The sequence below is a fragment of the Pseudomonas sp. Arb-4-2C genome (genome assembly GCF_055755015.1).
Map to the genome: position 1 here is coordinate 1,103,294 of NZ_CM146899.1, position 15,875 is coordinate 1,119,168.

The window sequence follows — 15,875 nt, forward strand, 5'->3', positions numbered from 1 at the left end:
CCCGCGATAGGGGCCAGAGGCCGCCATCGCAGGAACATGGAAAATTTAGTACTGCGTCAGATCCGCCAGCGGATGCCTACCTTCCCACACCTTGTGAAAATGCGCCTCGACCACCGCGTCCGGGATGTTGTTGATGTCCGGCCAATGCCAGTGCGGTTTCTGGTCCTTGTCGATCAGCCGCGCCCGCACCCCTTCGCTGAATTCCGGATGGCGGCAGCAATTGAGGCTCAGGGTGTATTCCATCTGGAAGACTTCGGCCAGTGACAGATAGCGGGCGCGCAGGATCTGTTCCCAGACCAGGTGTGCGGTCAGCGGTGAGCCGTCACTCAGGGTTTTCGCGGCGCGGGCGATCAGCGGGTCGCTGCTGTCGCGTTGCAGGCTGATGGCTTTCCAGGCGCATGTCACATCGCTGACGTCGAGCAGTTCGTCGATCGGCTGACGGCGTGGCAGCCACTGCGCCTCGGGCATTTGCCCAACGGCTTCCTGTTGCAGGGCCTTGAGCAGACTGTTGAGCTGCATGTCGGTCTGTTCCTGCCAGTTGAGTTGCAGCAGGCCTTCAATCAACTCCGGTTGCTGTTCATCGAGGAGGAAGCGGTCGGCCAGATCCAGATCAATCGCATCACGAGCGTTCATGTGCGCGCCGGTCAAACCAAGGAACAGCCCAAGCTTGCCCGGTAGTCGCGACAGAAACCAACTGGCGCCAACATCCGGATACAAACCAATAGTGATCTCCGGCATCGCCAGGCGGCTGCTCGGAGTGACGATCCGCGTGCTGGCGCCTTGCAACAGGCCCATGCCGCCGCCGAGCACATAACCGTGGCCCCAGCAGATCAGCGGTTTGGGGTAGGTGTGCAGGCTGTAGTCCAGTCGGTATTCCGCGGCGAAAAATTGCGCGGCCAGTGGCGGGACTTCGCCGGGGTGGGCGCGGCAGGCTTCCACCAGGCTGCGCACTTCGCCACCGGCGCAGAATGCCTTGGCGCCGTTGCCGCGCAGCAATACGCAGACGATTTGCGGATCCTTGGCCCAGGCGTTCAGTTTGTCGCTCAGGGCGTTGATCATCGGCAAGGACAGCGCATTGAGCGACTTTTCAGCGTCCAGGCTGGCGACCCCGAGGCGGGCGCCATCGGTGCCGGTAAGTTCTTCGAAGTGCAGATTCATCGTGACCTCGATCGGGAATTTGAACGATCAGTATGATCGCTGTGTGGGAAAGTGCCGGATCTGCGTCAGATCAATTGACAAGCATGGGCGGGTTTCCTAGGGTTCGCCCCAATTGTTTTCGCCGGATGTAACCATGACTGCTGACGACCGTATCAAACTCGAACCGAGCTGGAAGGAGGCACTGCGTGCTGAGTTCGACCAGCCCTACATGGCAGAGTTGCGCAACTTCCTGCAACAGGAGCGGGCGGCCGGCAAGGAAATCTATCCCCCAGGCCCACTGATTTTCAATGCGCTGAACTCCACGCCGCTGGACAAGGTGAAAGTCGTCATCCTCGGTCAGGACCCGTATCACGGCCCGGGCCAGGCCCATGGCTTGTGCTTCTCGGTGCAGCCGGGCGTGCCGGCGCCGCCGTCGCTGGTCAACATTTATAAAGAGTTGAAACGCGACCTGAACATCGACATCCCCAACCACGGCTATTTGCAGAGCTGGGCTGATCAGGGCGTGTTGATGCTCAACACCACCATGACGGTCGAGCGTGCCAATGCCAACGCGCACAAGGACAAGGGCTGGCAGTTCTTCACCGACCGGATCATTGAACTGGTCAGCGAGCGGCAGCCGCATCTGGTGTTCATGCTGTGGGGCGCGCATGCGCAGAGCAAGCAGAAGCTGATCGATGCAACCAAGCACTTGGTGCTGACCTCGGTGCACCCGTCGCCGTTGTCGGCGTATCGGGGATTCCTGGGGTGTGGGCATTTCAGCCGGACCAACAAGTTTCTGGAGCAGAATGGCGAAGCGCCGATCGAGTGGCGTCTGCCGCCAGTTTGACTGGCTGGCCGGGCCGGCCCCTTCGCGAGCAAGCCCGCTCCCACAGATTCTTGTGGGTGCCACAGATTATGTGAACACTCCAAAACCCTGTGGGAGCGAGCCTGCTCGCGAAAAGAGCGACGCGGTTTTATTCGGGACTACGACTCCAGTACTTGAACAACGGCTCCGCCAGAAACAGCACGAACAACAGTCGCATCACCTGCATCGCCGTCACCAGCGGCACCGACAGTTGCAAGGTCTCCGCCGTCAGGCTCATCTCGGCAATCCCGCCGGGCATCATGCCCAATGTCAGCGAACGCAGATCCAGATGGGTCAGCGCACTCAAGCCCAGCGCCGCCAATGTGGCGATCAACATGGTCAGCGCCGTGCCGATCAACGTGCGGCCCATGAATGACGGCGCGCGCCGGAAGAACTGTCGGTTGAAGTGGCAACCCAAGCCGCTGCCAATCAGCCACTGGCCAATCTGGCTGCCGCCATTGGGCAAGCCGATGTGCAAATCCCAGCCAATACTCACCGCTGCACTCACCAGCAACGGCCCGAACAGCCAGGGATTGGGTTGACGCAGACGCTGCCAGAGCCAGGCAAGCAGGCCGCCCGCTGGAAACAGGATCGCCAGCCAGCGCCAGTCGACGCTGCCGGCGTGAGCAATCGGCGTCCCGTCACCGAGCAAATACTTGAACGCTGCCGGTACACAGAGGACGACCACCAACACCCGCAGACTCTGCCCCGCCGCAACGTGGCTGAGCAGCGCGCCATTGCGTGCGCCGAGGTTGACCATCTCGCCAGAACCACCGGGCATGCTGGAGAAGAACGCTGTTGCGCGATCCTCACCGGTGCGACGCATCAGCCACACGCCGACCACCGCCGAAAGACTGGTGACCAGCGCCCCAAAGAAGATCAAACCGAAATGACTGAGTACCTGCTCCATCACCACAGGAGTGAAGTGCAGGCCTATGCCGATTCCGACAATCCATTGACCACATTTGCGCCCGCCGGGGATTTCCGTGAGTTGCCACGGGGTCAGGCAGCGCACGAGGATGATCGCCAGCAACGAGCCGACCATCCACGGTAGAGGCCAGCCGATCTGGCTGGCGACATAGCCGCCGAGCAGACCGACCAGCGGGGTTCCCCACCAGGATTTCAGCGAGGAGCGATCAAACATCGGCAATGGCGCGCTGCGCGGCAGAGCGTTTGCGCCAGATGCGGATGATCGGCATCAACAGCATGATCGCGGTCAGAATCCAGCAGCCGAAGGTGATCGGGCTCGACCAGAGGATTTCCAGCGCACCGTTGGAGATCGACAGGGCGCGACGCAGGTTCTGCTCCATCAGGCCGCCAAGGATGAAACCGAGCAACAGCGGCGACAGCGGGAAGTCCAGCTTGCGCAGGATGTAGCCGAAGATGCCGATGCCGATCATCAGGAACAGATCGAACGTTGTCGCATGTACGGCGTATACGCCGATCCCGGTAATGATCGCGATGACCGGCACCAGTGCCCAGTTCGGCACGGCGAGGATGCGGGTGAACACGCGGATCATCGGGATGTTGAGGATCACCAGCATGACGTTGGCGATGAACAACGAAGCGATCAGCCCCCAGACGATGTCCGGTTGTTGCTGGAACAGCAGCGGGCCCGGCGTGATGTTGTACAGCGACAGGGCGCCAATCATCACTGCCGTGGTGCCGGAACCTGGAACGCCGAGGGTCAGCATCGGCACCAGTGCGCCGCACGCCGCGCCGCCGATGGCGGTTTCCGGCGCCGCGAGGCCACGGGCATCGCCTTCACCAAATTTGCCGCTGGCACCGGCGATGCGTTTCTCGGTCATGTAGGCCACGGCGCTGGCCAGCGTCGCGCCGGCACCCGGCAGTACGCCCATGATGAAACCGAGCACGCCGCAACGGATGTTCACCACGAACACCGACGCCGCTTCCTTGAAGTTGAACATCATCCGGCCGGTGGCTTTCACGGCTTCCTGGCCGTGGTGGGTTTTTTCCAGCAGCAGCAGAATTTCGCTGATGGAGAACAGGCCCAGCACCAGCACGACAAACTGAATGCCGTCAGTGAGGTGAATGTTGTCACCGGTAAAGCGGTACACCCCGCTGTTGGCGTCGATGCCGACGGTGGACAGGAACAGACCGATCAACGCTGCGATAAAGGTCTTCAGCGGTCGATCGCCGGCCATGCCGCCAAGACAGACAATCGCGAACACCATCAACACGAAGTATTCCGCCGGCCCGAAGGCTATCGCCCATTTCGCCAGCAGCGGCGCGAACAGCACCATGCCGCAGGTGGCGATGAACGCGCCGATGAACGAACTCCATGCCGACAGCGACAGCGCCACACCGGCCAGGCCTTTGCGGGCCATCGGGTAGCCGTCGAGGGTGGTCATCACGGTGGAAGCTTCACCCGGAATGTTCAGCAGAATCGAGCTGATCCGTCCGCCGTATTCGCAGCCCAGATACACCGCGGCCAACAGAATCAACGCCGATTCCGGCGGCAGGCCGAGGGCGAATGCGATGGGGATCAGCAGTGCCACGCCGTTGATCGGGCCGAGCCCCGGCAGCAGCCCGACGACCGTGCCGATCAGCGTGCCGCACAGGGCGGTCACCAGGTTGTACGGGCTCAGCGCAACGCCGAAACCCTGACCCAAATAGCCAAGAGTATCCATATCAGTTCTCCAGAACGTCGAGCAGGCCGAGAGGCAGCGGGACGTCCATCAAACGGTCGAACAGCAGGTAAAGACCGACGGCCATCAGGCTGATGATCACCACGCTCGGCAGCCAGCGGCCACCATACAGGCGTGCCATCGGGACACCGGTGATGATGCTGGCGGCAATGAAGCCCAGCGGTTCAAAGGTGCCGGCGAACACCAACAACAGCACCACGCAGATGCCGATCTTGGTCAGAGTGGCGCGGTCCAGCGGCGGTTCGTCAGCGCTGTGTTTGATCGGTGCCGGGCGGAACACCATGTACAGCAGCGCGGCGCCCATCAGCCCGAGCATCAGCAGAGGAAAGGCGCGGGGGCCGACCGGTTCGTAGGAAAAGGCCGCTTGGTACGGCCACGCCATCAATGCCAGGCCGACACAGACCAGCAACAGCACCGAGGCGAAAATGCGTTGTAAGAGCATGAGAAACTCCTGTGCCGCAGCCCCCGAGAATGGAGGCTACGGCCGCTAGACAGAGACGATCACTGAATCAGGCCGAACTCTTTGGCCAGCACTTTGTAATCTGCCACTTGCTTCTTCACGTAGGTATCCAGCTCCGGGCCGGTCATGGCGAACGGGAACAGTTCACGCTGATCGCGCAGCTTGGCGAAGTCATCCGAGGCGAGCAGTTTGTCGAATGCGTCTTTCCACCAGGCGTAGTCTTCGTCGCTGACTTTTGGCCCCAGGTAGAAACCGCGCACCACCGGCCAGACGATGTCGTAGCCTTGTTCCTTGGCAGTCGGGATGTCTTTCATTTCGGGCTCGTCGATGCGCTTGTCGGCGAACACGGCCAACAGACGCATGTCGCCGCTCTGGATGTGCGGCATGGAGTCGGAGATGTCGGTGCTGCCGACCTGGATGTGACCGCCGAGCAGCGCGGTGGCGATTTCGCCACCACCTTCGAGGGCGACGTAACGCAGGTCACGCGGGTTGATCCCGGCAGCCTTGGCGATCAGTGCGGTCTGCATCCAGTCCTGACTGCCGACGGTGCCACCGGAACCAATCACCACAGAGCTCGGATCTTTCTTCAGCGCCTTTACGAGATCGTCGAGGGTTTTGTAGGGCGAGTCGCTTTTTACCGCAATGGCGCCGTAACTGGTGCCGACAGCGGCCAGCCAGCGAACGTTGGTTTCATCGAAGCGACCGAACTTGCCTTGCGCCAGGTTCAGCAACGAACCGCTGGACCACGCTACCAGTGTGCCGGCATCGGCCGGACGCTGAGCGACCACCGCGTTGTACGCCACCGCGCCGACACCGCCGGGCATGTAGGTCACGCGCATCGGTTTGGTCAGCAGTTTTTCGTTGACCAGCGCGCTCTGCGCCAGTTTGCAGGTCAGGTCGAAGCCGCCGCCGGGGGAGGCCGGTGCGATGCATTCGGGACGTTTCGGTTCCGCCATCAGTTGGCCGGCGAACAGCATGACGCCAGCGGCTAGAGCAACTTTACGCAGTGATAAGTTCATCTATGTCTCCTTGGGAGTTGTTGTTATGGACGTACTGAATTACCAAAGGGCAACGCTATAGCTCACCAGCAGACGCACTTCATCGGCATCGCGAGCGGAGTAGTTGGAACGGTAGGTGGCATTACGCAGGCGTACGGCAACGTCCTTCAGGGCGCCGCTTTGTACTACGTATTTGATCTCGGTGTTGCGCTCCCACTCTTTGCCTTCTTCGCCGTTCTTGAGCTTGATGTTGTCACCGCTCAGGTAACGGCTCATGAACGACAGGCCGGGAATGCCGAGGCGGGCGAAGTCGAAGTCGTACCGCGCTTGCCACGAGCGCTCTTCGGCGCCGGCGAAGTCGTTGATCTGCACGAAGTTGACCAGGTACGGGTCGCTGCCATCGACATACGGAAAGGCGCTGTCGCCGGACATGTGCTGGTAACCGGCCGTGAACTTGTGGCCGCTCAAGGCATAGCTGACCAGGCCGTTGAGCGAGCGGTTGTCGATCTCGCCGCCACGGGCTGCGCCTTGATCGTCGCTGACAGCGAAACGCAGGTCGGTGGCGAACGTGCCCGGACCCATCGGGCGCGAGGCAACGAGGCCGAAGAAGTGCTGGTTGTAGACTTCATCGAGTTGGGCGAAGTGGTAACTGCCGGTGATCTTGTCGGTGAACTTGTAGTCCACGCCGGCAAAGTCGAAATGCTTGCCGGCGGCGGTGCCGGCAAAACGGCTGTTCTTGTTGTTGAGGGCGATGTCCTCGAAATCGGTGCTGTCGCGATCCTTGGCCTTGTCCAGACGCCCACCGGTGAAGGTCAGGTTCTTGATCTCTTTGGAGGTCAGCAAACCGCCTTCAAAGGTCTGCGGCAGGATACGCCCGTCGTTCGGCTTGAGGATCGGCAGCTCAGGAATCAGGCTGCCGATTTTCAGTTCGGTGGCGGAGATTTTGACCTTGCCGGTCAGGCCGACCTTGGAATATTCGTTGGCGGCGCGCCCGTCATCGTGGGTCGGCAACAGACCGGTGCCGGTGCGGTCCGGACTCGAATCAAGCTTGACCCCGAGCATGCCCAGTGCATCGACACCAAACCCCACGGTGCCGTCGGTGTAACCCGATTGCAGGTTGAGCATGAAACCCTGCGCCCATTCATCACGCTTGCTTTGCTGGGCACTGGTGCCGTCACGAAAGTCGCGGTTGAAGTACATGTTGCGGGTTTCGAAGGTAGCGGAACTGTCTTCGATGAAGTCGGCATAGCTCAGCGGCGAAAAACCGGCGAGGGCGGCGGCACTGGCGAGGGCGGTGTGGCTGAAACGCGAAGGGCGAGCGGGCGTGAGAGCCCTGGTCTGCAAGGACGGCATGCGCGGTGTACTCCGTTTATTGTTCTTATTGGTCGAAAACGCTTCGAGGCGTTTTTCGTATCGCTGTGTGGCAGCAGCGACGGCAGTCGAAACTGTCCGTGACCGGACTCTAACGACCTAACCTTTCGCTAACCTTTCAGCTGGATTTCGCGGTTTTCGGGCTTCACAGCGGCGGTTGCGGCTGTAAACTCCGCGGCAAAGAGTGGCGTCGGCCATCCCTGAATGAGGTAGAGATCCATGCGTGTTCTGCTCGTCGAAGACCATCTGCAACTGGCCGAAAGTGTCGCCCAGGCGCTCAAGAGCACCGGTCTGACCGTGGACGTGTTGCACGATGGCGTGGCGGCCGACCTGGCCCTGAGCAGCGAGGAATACGCGATGGCAATCCTTGATGTCGGGTTGCCGCGCATGGACGGTTTCGAGGTGCTGGCGCGTCTGCGTGCACGCGGCAAAAATCTGCCGGTATTGATGCTGACAGCGCGCAGCGATGTGAAAGACCGGGTTCACGGCCTGAATCTCGGCGCTGACGATTACCTGGCCAAACCGTTTGAACTGACCGAACTCGAGGCCCGGGTCAAAGCCCTGCTGCGGCGCAGCGTGCTCGGCGGTGAACGTCAGCAGCGTTGCGGCGTGCTGGCCTACGATCTGGACACCCGGCGCTTCAGCCTAGGCGAAGAATTGCTCACGTTGACCTCGCGCGAGCAGGCAGTGCTTGAAGCATTGATCGCCCGCCCGGGACGGGTGATGAGCAAGGAGCAGCTGGCTGCACAGGTGTTCGGTCTCGACGAAGAAGCCAGCCCCGACGCCATCGAAATCTACGTGCATCGGCTGCGCAAGAAACTCGACGGCCAACCGGTGGCGATCGTGACCTTTCGCGGCCTCGGTTACTTGCTGGAAAGCCGCGATGCATAAGCCCAGCAGCCTGCGCTGGCGGTTGCTGTGGAACCTCGCATTGCTGCTGGTGGTGTTGATGCTCGCCAGTGGCTTGAGCGCGTACTGGAACGGGCGCGAAGCCGCCGACACCGCCTACGACCGGACCTTGCTGGCCTCGGCCCGCACCATCGCCGCCGGGTTGTCGCAGCGCGACGGCACGCTCAGCGCCGACGTGCCTTACGTGGCCCTCGATACGTTCGCGTACGACAGTGCCGGGCGGATCTATTACCAGGTCAACGACATTCATCAGAAGCTGATTTCCGGTTATGAAAATCTGCCCGGACCACCACCTGGCACGCGACGCACCGACGATTATCCAGCGTTGGCGCGCTTCTATAACGCAACGTATCGCGGGCAGAACGTACGTGTGGTCAGTCTGCTCAAAGCGGTGACCGAGCCGAACATGAACGGCATGGCGGAAATCCGTGTCGCTGAAACCGACGAGGCGCGGGTCGCCATGGCCCGCAGTCTGGCGGCCGACACGCTGTTGCGTCTGGGGATGCTGGCCATTGGCGCTTTGTTGCTGGTGTGGTTTGCGGTCAGTGCGGCGCTGCGCCCGCTGGAGCGCTTGCGCACGGCGGTGGAGGAGCGTCAGCCGGATGATTTGCGGCCGCTGCCGCTCGTGGAAGTGCAGCGTGAATTGTGGCCACTGGTGCGCGCGCTCAACCATTTCACCGAACGTCTGCGCGGGCAGTTCGAGCGTCAAGCGCAGTTCATCGCTGATGCCGCGCACGAACTGCGCACACCGCTGGCCGCGTTGAAGGCGCGGCTGGAGCTGGGATTGCGTTCCAGCGAAGCAGAAACCTGGCGCACCACCCTGGAGTCATCGGCGCAAAGCACCGATCGCCTGACTCACCTGGCCAATCAATTGCTGTCACTGGCGCGGGTGGAAAACGGTGCCCGGGCGATTGCCGAGGGCGGCGCACAACTGCTCGATCTGAGTCAGTTGGCCCGTGAATTGGGCATGGCCATGGCGCCCTTGGCGCACGCACGCGGGGTGGCGCTGGCGCTGGAGGCGGATGAGCCGGTGTGGCTGCGCGGCGAACCCACGCTGCTCAATGAACTGCTGAGCAACCTGGTGGACAACGCCCTGGCGCATACGCCACCGGGCGGCAATGTGATTCTGCGGGTGGCGGCGCCGGCGGTACTTGAGGTCGAAGATGACGGGCCGGGGATTCCGCTGGAAGAGCGTGATCGGGTGTTTGAGCGCTTCTACCGGCGCAACCAGCAGGTCGCGGGCTCAGGCTTGGGGCTGGCGATTGTCGGAGAGATTTGCCGGGCGCACCTGGCGCAGATCACCTTGCATGACGGTGAGCAGGCAGGGCTTAAAGTGCGGGTCAGTTTTATCGCGGGATGATCTTCGGTGCCTGTGGTGGCCTCTTCGCGAGCAGGCTCGCTCCTAGATTGAGCCGTGTCTTATACAAAACCCCTGTGAGAGCGGGCTTGCTCGCGAAGGCCGCGCCGCAGTCTTGGATCAGTAAAACATCGTCCGCGATTCTTCCAGATCCGCGCACAGCGCCTGGTTCTCCGGATCAATCCCCAGTTTGCGAAACGCCGGAACGCTGAGCGGATCGATCCGCGCAAACGGATGATCGGTGTCCTTGTGGCAATACAGGCTCGCCACCTGTACCAGATCGACGTAATCGATCTGCGCCGAATCGCGCTTGAAGTCCTGATACAGCCCCGGCAGCTCCACCAGCCTTTCCGGGAACTCCCAGACGCGCAGCAACTTGTCGCCCAGCAGCGGATGAATGTGGTCGATCACATGGTTGAGACTGACCGGATCCGACAGCAGTTCGTAGTGATCTTCGGCGTAGGTCAGAATCGGCAGCACGCCGATCTGATGCACCAGCCCTCCGAGAGCCGCCTGATCCGGTTTGAGCTGGGTGTAGCGCCGGCACAGTGCGTAGCTGACGCCGGCGATCTCCAGGCTGCTGCGCCAGACATCACGCATTTTCTGTTCGACCACCTCGGAGCGTGCGTGGAAAATCTGCTCCATCACCAGGCCGATCGCCAGGTTGCTGCTGTAGTTGATGCCCAGCCGGGTGATGGCGGTGTGCAGGTCGGTCACTTCCTGCGCGGCGCGCAGCAGCGGACTGTTGACCACTTTGATCAGGCGCGCAGATAGCGCCGTGTCTCGGCCGATCACTTTGCTCAGATCGCTGACGCTGATTTCCGGGTCTTCAGCAGCCTTGCGAATTTGCAGGGCCACTTCCGGTAACGTTGGCAGAACCAGGTCATCGTTATCGATGGCCTCAACCAAATCCTGTTGGACCTTATCCGCCAGCTCGCTCATGTGGACTCTCTAGGGTGTTGCAACAAATGCTGCGATCAGCGCTGGATTTCGCGGTCGCGATCCAGTTCGTAGGGCAAGTCGAGCAAATGCAGCGCGGGGCCTTCGAGGGCGCCCAGGTGCAGATAACCCGCTTCGGCAGCTTCGGCCTGCAACACCGCCAGCAGTTCAATATTTTCTTCGGCGCGGGCAGCCAGCACCACTTCGCCGATGGCACTGCCGTGGCTTGGGGCGAACAGCGGGGTGCCCGGTTCCGGCAGATCAGTCGCATCCAGTTGCACGCGATACAGGCGGCGCTTGAGTTTGCCCAGGTACTGCATGCGCGCGACGATTTCCTGTCCGGTGTAGCAGCCTTTCTTGAAGCTCACGCCACCGATGGCTTGCAGGTTGAGCATCTGCGGGATGAACAGCTCGCGGGTACTCGGCATGACCTGACCGATACCGGCGCGGATCTGCCCCAGCAGCCATTGATTGAGCCCGGTTTCAGGCAGGGCAGCGGCCAATTTGGCCTTGAGGGTATCGGCCTGATCGGCCGGCACCCAGAGTTCGGCGCGATTCGGCGAGACGCGAATCGCGATCAGCCCTTCACTGCGCACGACGCTGTCGGTGTCGGCGGGCAACTGCAGACCGAGTCCGGCCAGGGCTGCATCACCGTGCTCCAGACCAAAACGCACCCAGGCGGCGCTTTCGTCGGTCAATTTGGATTTTGAGAACACCGCGTACTTTTTCAGGTCCGCCAGCTGCGGCTCCAGCAGCTCGCTGGCCATCGCCAGCAGCACGCCGTCACCTTCAAGCAGAATGCGGAAGCTGGACTGCATCCGGCCTTTTTGCGTGCAGCGCGCGCCGAGGCTGGCCTGACTGTCACTGAGGTAATTGATGTTGCAGGTCAATTGGCCTTGCAGGAATTTGCCGGCATCCACGCCGCGAACCGCGAGTACGCCTTCATGAGACAGGGTGCAGAAAAAAGCAGAATCGGCCATGGGTCATCGCAGGGTAAAAAGTCTGGGGCACATCATAAGGGCGCGTTGTTGAAATGGGTAGTTGATAAAGGATCGGTGGTGCCCGACCAAAGCCGACTGCGCGTCCCGTCTCGGGGCTGTATACTGCGCGCCTATTTGAGGAGGGCTCCATGGTCGAACAAGTTGAACTGAATCGCCTCTTTTGGCACAGCCGTCGCGGCATGCTTGAGCTTGACGTGTTGCTGGTGCCGTTCGTGAAAGAAGCTTACCCGCACCTCAACCAGGTCGATCGCGATTTGTATGTCCGCCTGCTGACCTGTGAGGATCAGGACATGTTCGGCTGGTTCATGGAGCGCAGCGAATCCGAAGACCCGGAGCTGCAGCGCATGGTCCGGATGATTCTGGATCGTGTTCAGCCCAAGTAACACGTTCGAATGCCGCTGGCATGCCTCACGGCAGTTGCTGGCGGCGTATCTGTTGGCCCAGGCGTTCGCTCTGGGTACCTTGTTCATGCTTTCAATTCCTCTCTGGGCCAGTCTGCTCGGGGCTTTTGTTTGTCTGACGCATGCGTTCTGGTTACTCCCGCGGCAGGTGCTGCTGACGCATCCCGACGCCTTCTGTGGGCTGCGGCGTGACGCCGACGGCTGGCAGCTGTGGAGTCAGGCGGGCGGCTGGCAAGCGGCGCAATTGCGCCCCGACAGCCTGGCGCTGCCACTGATTGTGGTGCTGCGGTTTCGTTTGCGCGGGGAGTGGCGTGTCCGGTCGATCTGCGTACCACGTGATGCGCAGGCGGCGGATGTGCACCGACGCCTGCGGGTGCGGCTCAAGTTCAGCCGGCGTAGGTGGGCGGCACCAGAATAGTGTCGAGTGCCTCGGGCAGCAGGTTCGGGTAGTCGAGGGTGTAATGCAGGCCACGGCTCTCCTTGCGTTCCATGGCCGAGCAGATCATCAGTTCAGCGACTTGCGCCAGGTTGCGCAGCTCGATCAGGTCGCGGCTGACTTTATAGTTGCTGTAGAACTCGTCGATTTCGTCCAGCAACAGGCGCACACGGTGTTGCGCGCGTTGCAGACGCTTGTTGGTGCGCACGATGCCCACGTAGTCCCACATGAAGCGGCGCAGTTCGTCCCAGTTGTGGGCAATGATCACGTCTTCGTCCGAATCGGTCACCTGGCTGGCGTCCCACTCGGGCAGGGCGTCTGGCGCCGCGATGTCATCCAGTTGCACGAGAATGTCCGCTGCGGCCGAACGGGCATAGACGAAGCATTCGAGCAGCGAATTACTGGCCATGCGGTTTGCGCCGTGCAAACCGGTGAAGCTGGTTTCGCCAATCGCGTACAAGCCCGGGACATCGGTGCGACCGTGCTGGTCAACCATTACGCCGCCGCAGGTGTAGTGCGCGGCCGGCACCACCGGGATCGGCTGCTTGGTGATGTCGATGCCGAAGCCCAGGCAGCGCTCATAAACCGTCGGGAAGTGGTTTTTGATGAAGGCTTCGGGCTTGTGACTGATGTCGAGATAAACGCAATCGACGCCCAGGCGCTTCATTTCATGGTCGATGGCCCGGGCAACGATGTCGCGCGGCGCGAGTTCGGCACGTTTGTCGAAGCGCGGCATGAACCGTTCGCCGTTGGGCAGCTTCAGGTGCGCACCTTCACCGCGCAAGGCTTCGGTGATCAGGAAGCTCTTGGCCTGCGGGTGATACAGGCAGGTGGGGTGGAACTGGTTGAACTCCAGGTTCGCCACCCGACAGCCCGAACGCCAGGCCATGGCGATGCCATCGCCGCAGGCGCCGTCGGGGTTGCTGGTATAGAGGTAGACCTTGGCTGCGCCGCCGGAGGCGAGGATCACGAAACGCGCGCCGTAGGTGTCGACTTCACCGGTGGCGCGATTCAACACGTAGGCACCGAGGCAACGGTCGCCATCCATGCCCAGGCGGCGTTCGGTAATCAGATCAACGGCAACTCGCTGCTCCAGCAGTTCGATATTGGTGCGTTGTCGGGCCTGGGCGAGCAGGGTGGTGAAAATCGCCGCGCCCGTTGCATCGGCGGCGTGAATGATGCGCCGATGGCTGTGACCGCCTTCGCGGGTCAGGTGGAATTCGAAACCGCCGTCTTCTGTGCCGGACTGTTCGTCACGGGTGAAAGGCACACCTTGGTCGATCAGCCACTGGATGGCTTCGCGGCTGTGTTCGACGGTGAAGCGCACGGCGTCTTCATGGCACAGGCCGCCGCCGGCATTCAACGTGTCATCGACGTGGGATTCGACAGTGTCGGTATCGTCCAGCACGGCAGCGACGCCACCCTGGGCCCAATAGGTCGAGCCGTTGGCCAGATCGCCTTTGCTCAATACGGCAATGCGCAAATGACCCGGCAGGGTCAGCGCGAGACTCAAACCGGCAGCGCCGCTGCCAATGACCAGAACATCGTGTTGAAACTGTTGGCTCATTTCAGGATTCCGCTCAAAGCGACCCGGGTCGGGGTTGGCGCAAGACAGCTGGATCGGCGAGTCAAGACAGCCACACAGCCCACTAGTATATAGAGGGGGGGAGCGGCACAATAGCCGGGCTCGTATGGCATTGTGAAACTACTGTGACGACAAATGCTTGACGCTTCGTCGGGAGTTTTTTTCTGTCGTTTTGGGAAAAGGCGACTGTATCGAGGATGAAACAGGCTTTTTCAGCGCACGGTTGCTCAATGTCGCTTCAGCATGGCTATAAATAATTGGAACTTTTGCCAGAGGCCCAAGATCAATAGACAGTTGCCTGAAACACGGGACAGTGTCGGCTTCAATGCAGAACCTGCGATTGGGTTTTTGCCGGCGAACCGATGACAAGATTATTCGCGCAGCCGGTTTATCCCGCGCTGCGTTTTTCGTGCGTGCCAAATCAGAGCCCGCAGGAAACTTGCCTGGAGGGGGAGAACTTTTGCGAAAAGCCCGAGTCTATGTTTGCAAGTCTGGTCGTTTAGTTATGCAAGCCTCCTCCATGCTTATCGAGGAGTGTTCATGCTAACCCAGGAAGAGGATCAGCAGCTGGTCGAGCGCGTTCAGCGTGGCGACAAGCGAGCTTTCGATCTGCTGGTGCTGAAATATCAGCACAAAATTCTCGGGTTGATCGTGCGTTTTGTGCACGACACCCATGAAGCCCAGGATGTGGCTCAGGAAGCCTTTATCAAGGCGTACAGAGCGCTTGGAAACTTTCGCGGAGACAGCGCGTTTTATACGTGGCTTTACCGCATTGCCATCAACACGGCAAAAAACTATCTGGTTTCACGCGGCCGCCGGCCGCCGGATAGCGATGTAAGTTCTGAAGATGCAGAGTTCTACGATGGCGATCACGGCCTCAAGGATCTTGAATCACCTGAACGCGCATTGCTGCGGGATGAGATCGAAGGCACCGTCCATCGAACCATTCAGCAACTGCCAGAGGATTTGCGTACGGCTTTAACTTTACGTGAATTCGATGGTCTGAGTTACGAGGACATTGCGAGCGTCATGCAGTGTCCGGTGGGTACCGTGCGCTCCCGGATCTTCCGCGCCCGGGAGGCCATCGATAAAGCCCTGCAGCCGTTGTTGCAGGAAAACTGAGACAGCGGCGACAGCCAAGAGAGGAACGCCATGAGTCGTGAAGCCCTGCAGGAATCGCTGTCCGCAGTGATGGATAACGAAGCGGACGAACTGGAATTGCGTCGAGTGATCAATGCACTGGACGATGTTGAAACCCGTGAGACCTGGGCTCGTTATCAGATCGCTCGGGCAGCCATGCACAAGGATCTGCTGCTTCCGCGTCTGGACATTGCTGCGGCAGTTTCTGCTGCGCTGGAAGACGAGACGGCTCCAGCCAAAGTATCCCGTAGCCCTTGGCGCAACCTTGGTCGTCTGGCCGTTGCCGCGTCGGTGACCGTTGCCGTATTGGCGGGTGTCCGCCTGTACAACCAGGATGAAATCGCGGGTGTCGAGCTGGCTCAGCAGTCCAGCCAGCAATCCCTGGCCGCTCCACAGGTCAAGGGCCCGGCTGTTCTGGCAGGCTATAAGGAAAGCTCGGAAGCCACAGGCCCAATGGCCAATGGCGTACTGCAAGGTCAGCCAGGCTGGCACGATCAGCGTCTGCCAGGCTATCTGCGCCAGCATGCCCAACAGGCTGCGCTGAAAGGTACTGAAAGCGCCTTGCCTTATGCGCGTGCAGCAAGCATGGAAAACCGTTAAGGAGGAT

At 60.9% G+C, this 15,875-nt stretch carries 16 protein-coding genes; 7 read left to right on the forward strand and 9 right to left on the reverse strand.

Annotated elements, in window-relative coordinates; translation table 11 throughout:
• Nucleotides 1–45: 45 nt before the first annotated feature.
• Complete coding sequence (locus AC0J41_RS04970) at nucleotides 46–1,158, reverse strand: enoyl-CoA hydratase/isomerase family protein (protein WP_473014739.1); 1,113 nt, start codon at nucleotides 1,156–1,158, stop codon at nucleotides 46–48.
• 133 nt (nucleotides 1,159–1,291) lie between these two features.
• On the opposite strand from AC0J41_RS04970, the gene ung reads away from it, so the two are divergent.
• The gene (gene ung, locus AC0J41_RS04975; protein ID WP_007963257.1) at nucleotides 1,292–1,984 is read left to right on the forward strand and encodes a uracil-DNA glycosylase; all 693 of its coding nucleotides are present in this window, start codon (nucleotides 1,292–1,294) and stop codon (nucleotides 1,982–1,984) included.
• Nucleotides 1,985–2,111: 127 nt separating this feature from the next.
• Here ung and AC0J41_RS04980 read toward each other — a convergent pair whose 3' ends face one another.
• From AC0J41_RS04980 to AC0J41_RS05000, 5 genes are read right to left on the reverse strand one after another with little or no spacing between them, the layout of a single operon-like run.
• Nucleotides 2,112–3,146 carry an AbrB family transcriptional regulator gene (locus AC0J41_RS04980; RefSeq protein WP_473014741.1) on the reverse strand — a complete coding sequence of 345 codons (1,035 nt, stop codon included), beginning with the start codon at nucleotides 3,144–3,146 and terminating at the stop codon, nucleotides 2,112–2,114.
• Nucleotides 3,139–4,653: a tripartite tricarboxylate transporter permease gene (locus AC0J41_RS04985; protein ID WP_025110679.1), complete on the reverse strand. Its 1,515-nt coding sequence runs from the start codon at nucleotides 4,651–4,653 to the stop codon at nucleotides 3,139–3,141. The genes AC0J41_RS04980 and AC0J41_RS04985 overlap by 8 nt, the downstream gene beginning before the upstream one ends.
• Before the next feature lies 1 nt (nucleotide 4,654).
• Nucleotides 4,655–5,113 (reverse strand): tripartite tricarboxylate transporter TctB family protein, encoded by a 459-nt coding sequence (locus tag AC0J41_RS04990; RefSeq protein ID WP_473014742.1) that lies wholly within the window; start codon nucleotides 5,111–5,113, stop codon nucleotides 4,655–4,657.
• Between the two features lie 59 nt (nucleotides 5,114–5,172).
• Nucleotides 5,173–6,150: a Bug family tripartite tricarboxylate transporter substrate binding protein gene (locus AC0J41_RS04995; protein ID WP_025110677.1), complete on the reverse strand. Its 978-nt coding sequence runs from the start codon at nucleotides 6,148–6,150 to the stop codon at nucleotides 5,173–5,175.
• Between the two features lie 39 nt (nucleotides 6,151–6,189).
• Nucleotides 6,190–7,482 carry an OprD family porin gene (locus AC0J41_RS05000; protein ID WP_473014743.1) on the reverse strand — a complete coding sequence of 431 codons (1,293 nt, stop codon included), beginning with the start codon at nucleotides 7,480–7,482 and terminating at the stop codon, nucleotides 6,190–6,192.
• 237 nt (nucleotides 7,483–7,719) lie between these two features.
• On the opposite strand from AC0J41_RS05000, the gene AC0J41_RS05005 reads away from it, so the two are divergent.
• Both AC0J41_RS05005 and AC0J41_RS05010 read left to right on the forward strand, forming a co-directional pair.
• Nucleotides 7,720–8,391: a response regulator gene (locus tag AC0J41_RS05005; protein ID WP_025110675.1), complete on the forward strand. Its 672-nt coding sequence runs from the start codon at nucleotides 7,720–7,722 to the stop codon at nucleotides 8,389–8,391.
• Nucleotides 8,384–9,769, forward strand: coding sequence for a sensor histidine kinase (locus AC0J41_RS05010; RefSeq protein ID WP_025110674.1), 1,386 nt, complete (start codon nucleotides 8,384–8,386; stop codon nucleotides 9,767–9,769). Before AC0J41_RS05005 ends, AC0J41_RS05010 begins: the two co-directional genes overlap by 8 nt.
• Before the next feature lie 117 nt (nucleotides 9,770–9,886).
• On the opposite strand, the gene AC0J41_RS05015 is transcribed toward AC0J41_RS05010, so the two are convergent.
• Together AC0J41_RS05015 and ygfZ are read right to left on the reverse strand one after the other, a co-directional pair.
• Nucleotides 9,887–10,708, reverse strand: coding sequence for an HDOD domain-containing protein (locus AC0J41_RS05015; protein ID WP_025110673.1), 822 nt, complete (start codon nucleotides 10,706–10,708; stop codon nucleotides 9,887–9,889).
• A gap of 35 nt (nucleotides 10,709–10,743) precedes the next feature.
• Complete coding sequence (ygfZ, locus tag AC0J41_RS05020) at nucleotides 10,744–11,685, reverse strand: CAF17-like 4Fe-4S cluster assembly/insertion protein YgfZ (RefSeq protein ID WP_473014744.1); 942 nt, start codon at nucleotides 11,683–11,685, stop codon at nucleotides 10,744–10,746.
• Between the two features lie 149 nt (nucleotides 11,686–11,834).
• Between ygfZ and AC0J41_RS05025 the strand changes: the two genes are divergently transcribed.
• A complete protein-coding gene (locus tag AC0J41_RS05025; protein WP_025110671.1) occupies nucleotides 11,835–12,089 on the forward strand; it encodes an FAD assembly factor SdhE in 255 nt (84 codons plus the stop codon).
• Nucleotides 12,073–12,525 carry a protein YgfX gene (locus tag AC0J41_RS05030; protein ID WP_473014746.1) on the forward strand — a complete coding sequence of 151 codons (453 nt, stop codon included), beginning with the start codon at nucleotides 12,073–12,075 and terminating at the stop codon, nucleotides 12,523–12,525. Before AC0J41_RS05025 ends, AC0J41_RS05030 begins: the two co-directional genes overlap by 17 nt.
• On the opposite strand, the gene nadB is transcribed toward AC0J41_RS05030, so the two are convergent.
• Nucleotides 12,494–14,110, reverse strand: coding sequence for an L-aspartate oxidase (gene nadB / locus AC0J41_RS05035; protein ID WP_025110669.1), 1,617 nt, complete (start codon nucleotides 14,108–14,110; stop codon nucleotides 12,494–12,496). The genes AC0J41_RS05030 and nadB overlap by 32 nt on opposite strands.
• A 558-nt stretch (nucleotides 14,111–14,668) precedes the next feature.
• Here nadB and rpoE point away from each other — a divergent pair.
• The gene (rpoE, locus tag AC0J41_RS05040; protein WP_003172477.1) at nucleotides 14,669–15,250 is read left to right on the forward strand and encodes an RNA polymerase sigma factor RpoE/AlgU; all 582 of its coding nucleotides are present in this window, start codon (nucleotides 14,669–14,671) and stop codon (nucleotides 15,248–15,250) included.
• 30 nt (nucleotides 15,251–15,280) lie between these two features.
• The gene (locus AC0J41_RS05045) at nucleotides 15,281–15,868 is read left to right on the forward strand and encodes a sigma-E factor negative regulatory protein (RefSeq protein WP_473014748.1); all 588 of its coding nucleotides are present in this window, start codon (nucleotides 15,281–15,283) and stop codon (nucleotides 15,866–15,868) included.
• The last annotated feature ends 7 nt before the right edge of the window (nucleotides 15,869–15,875 follow it).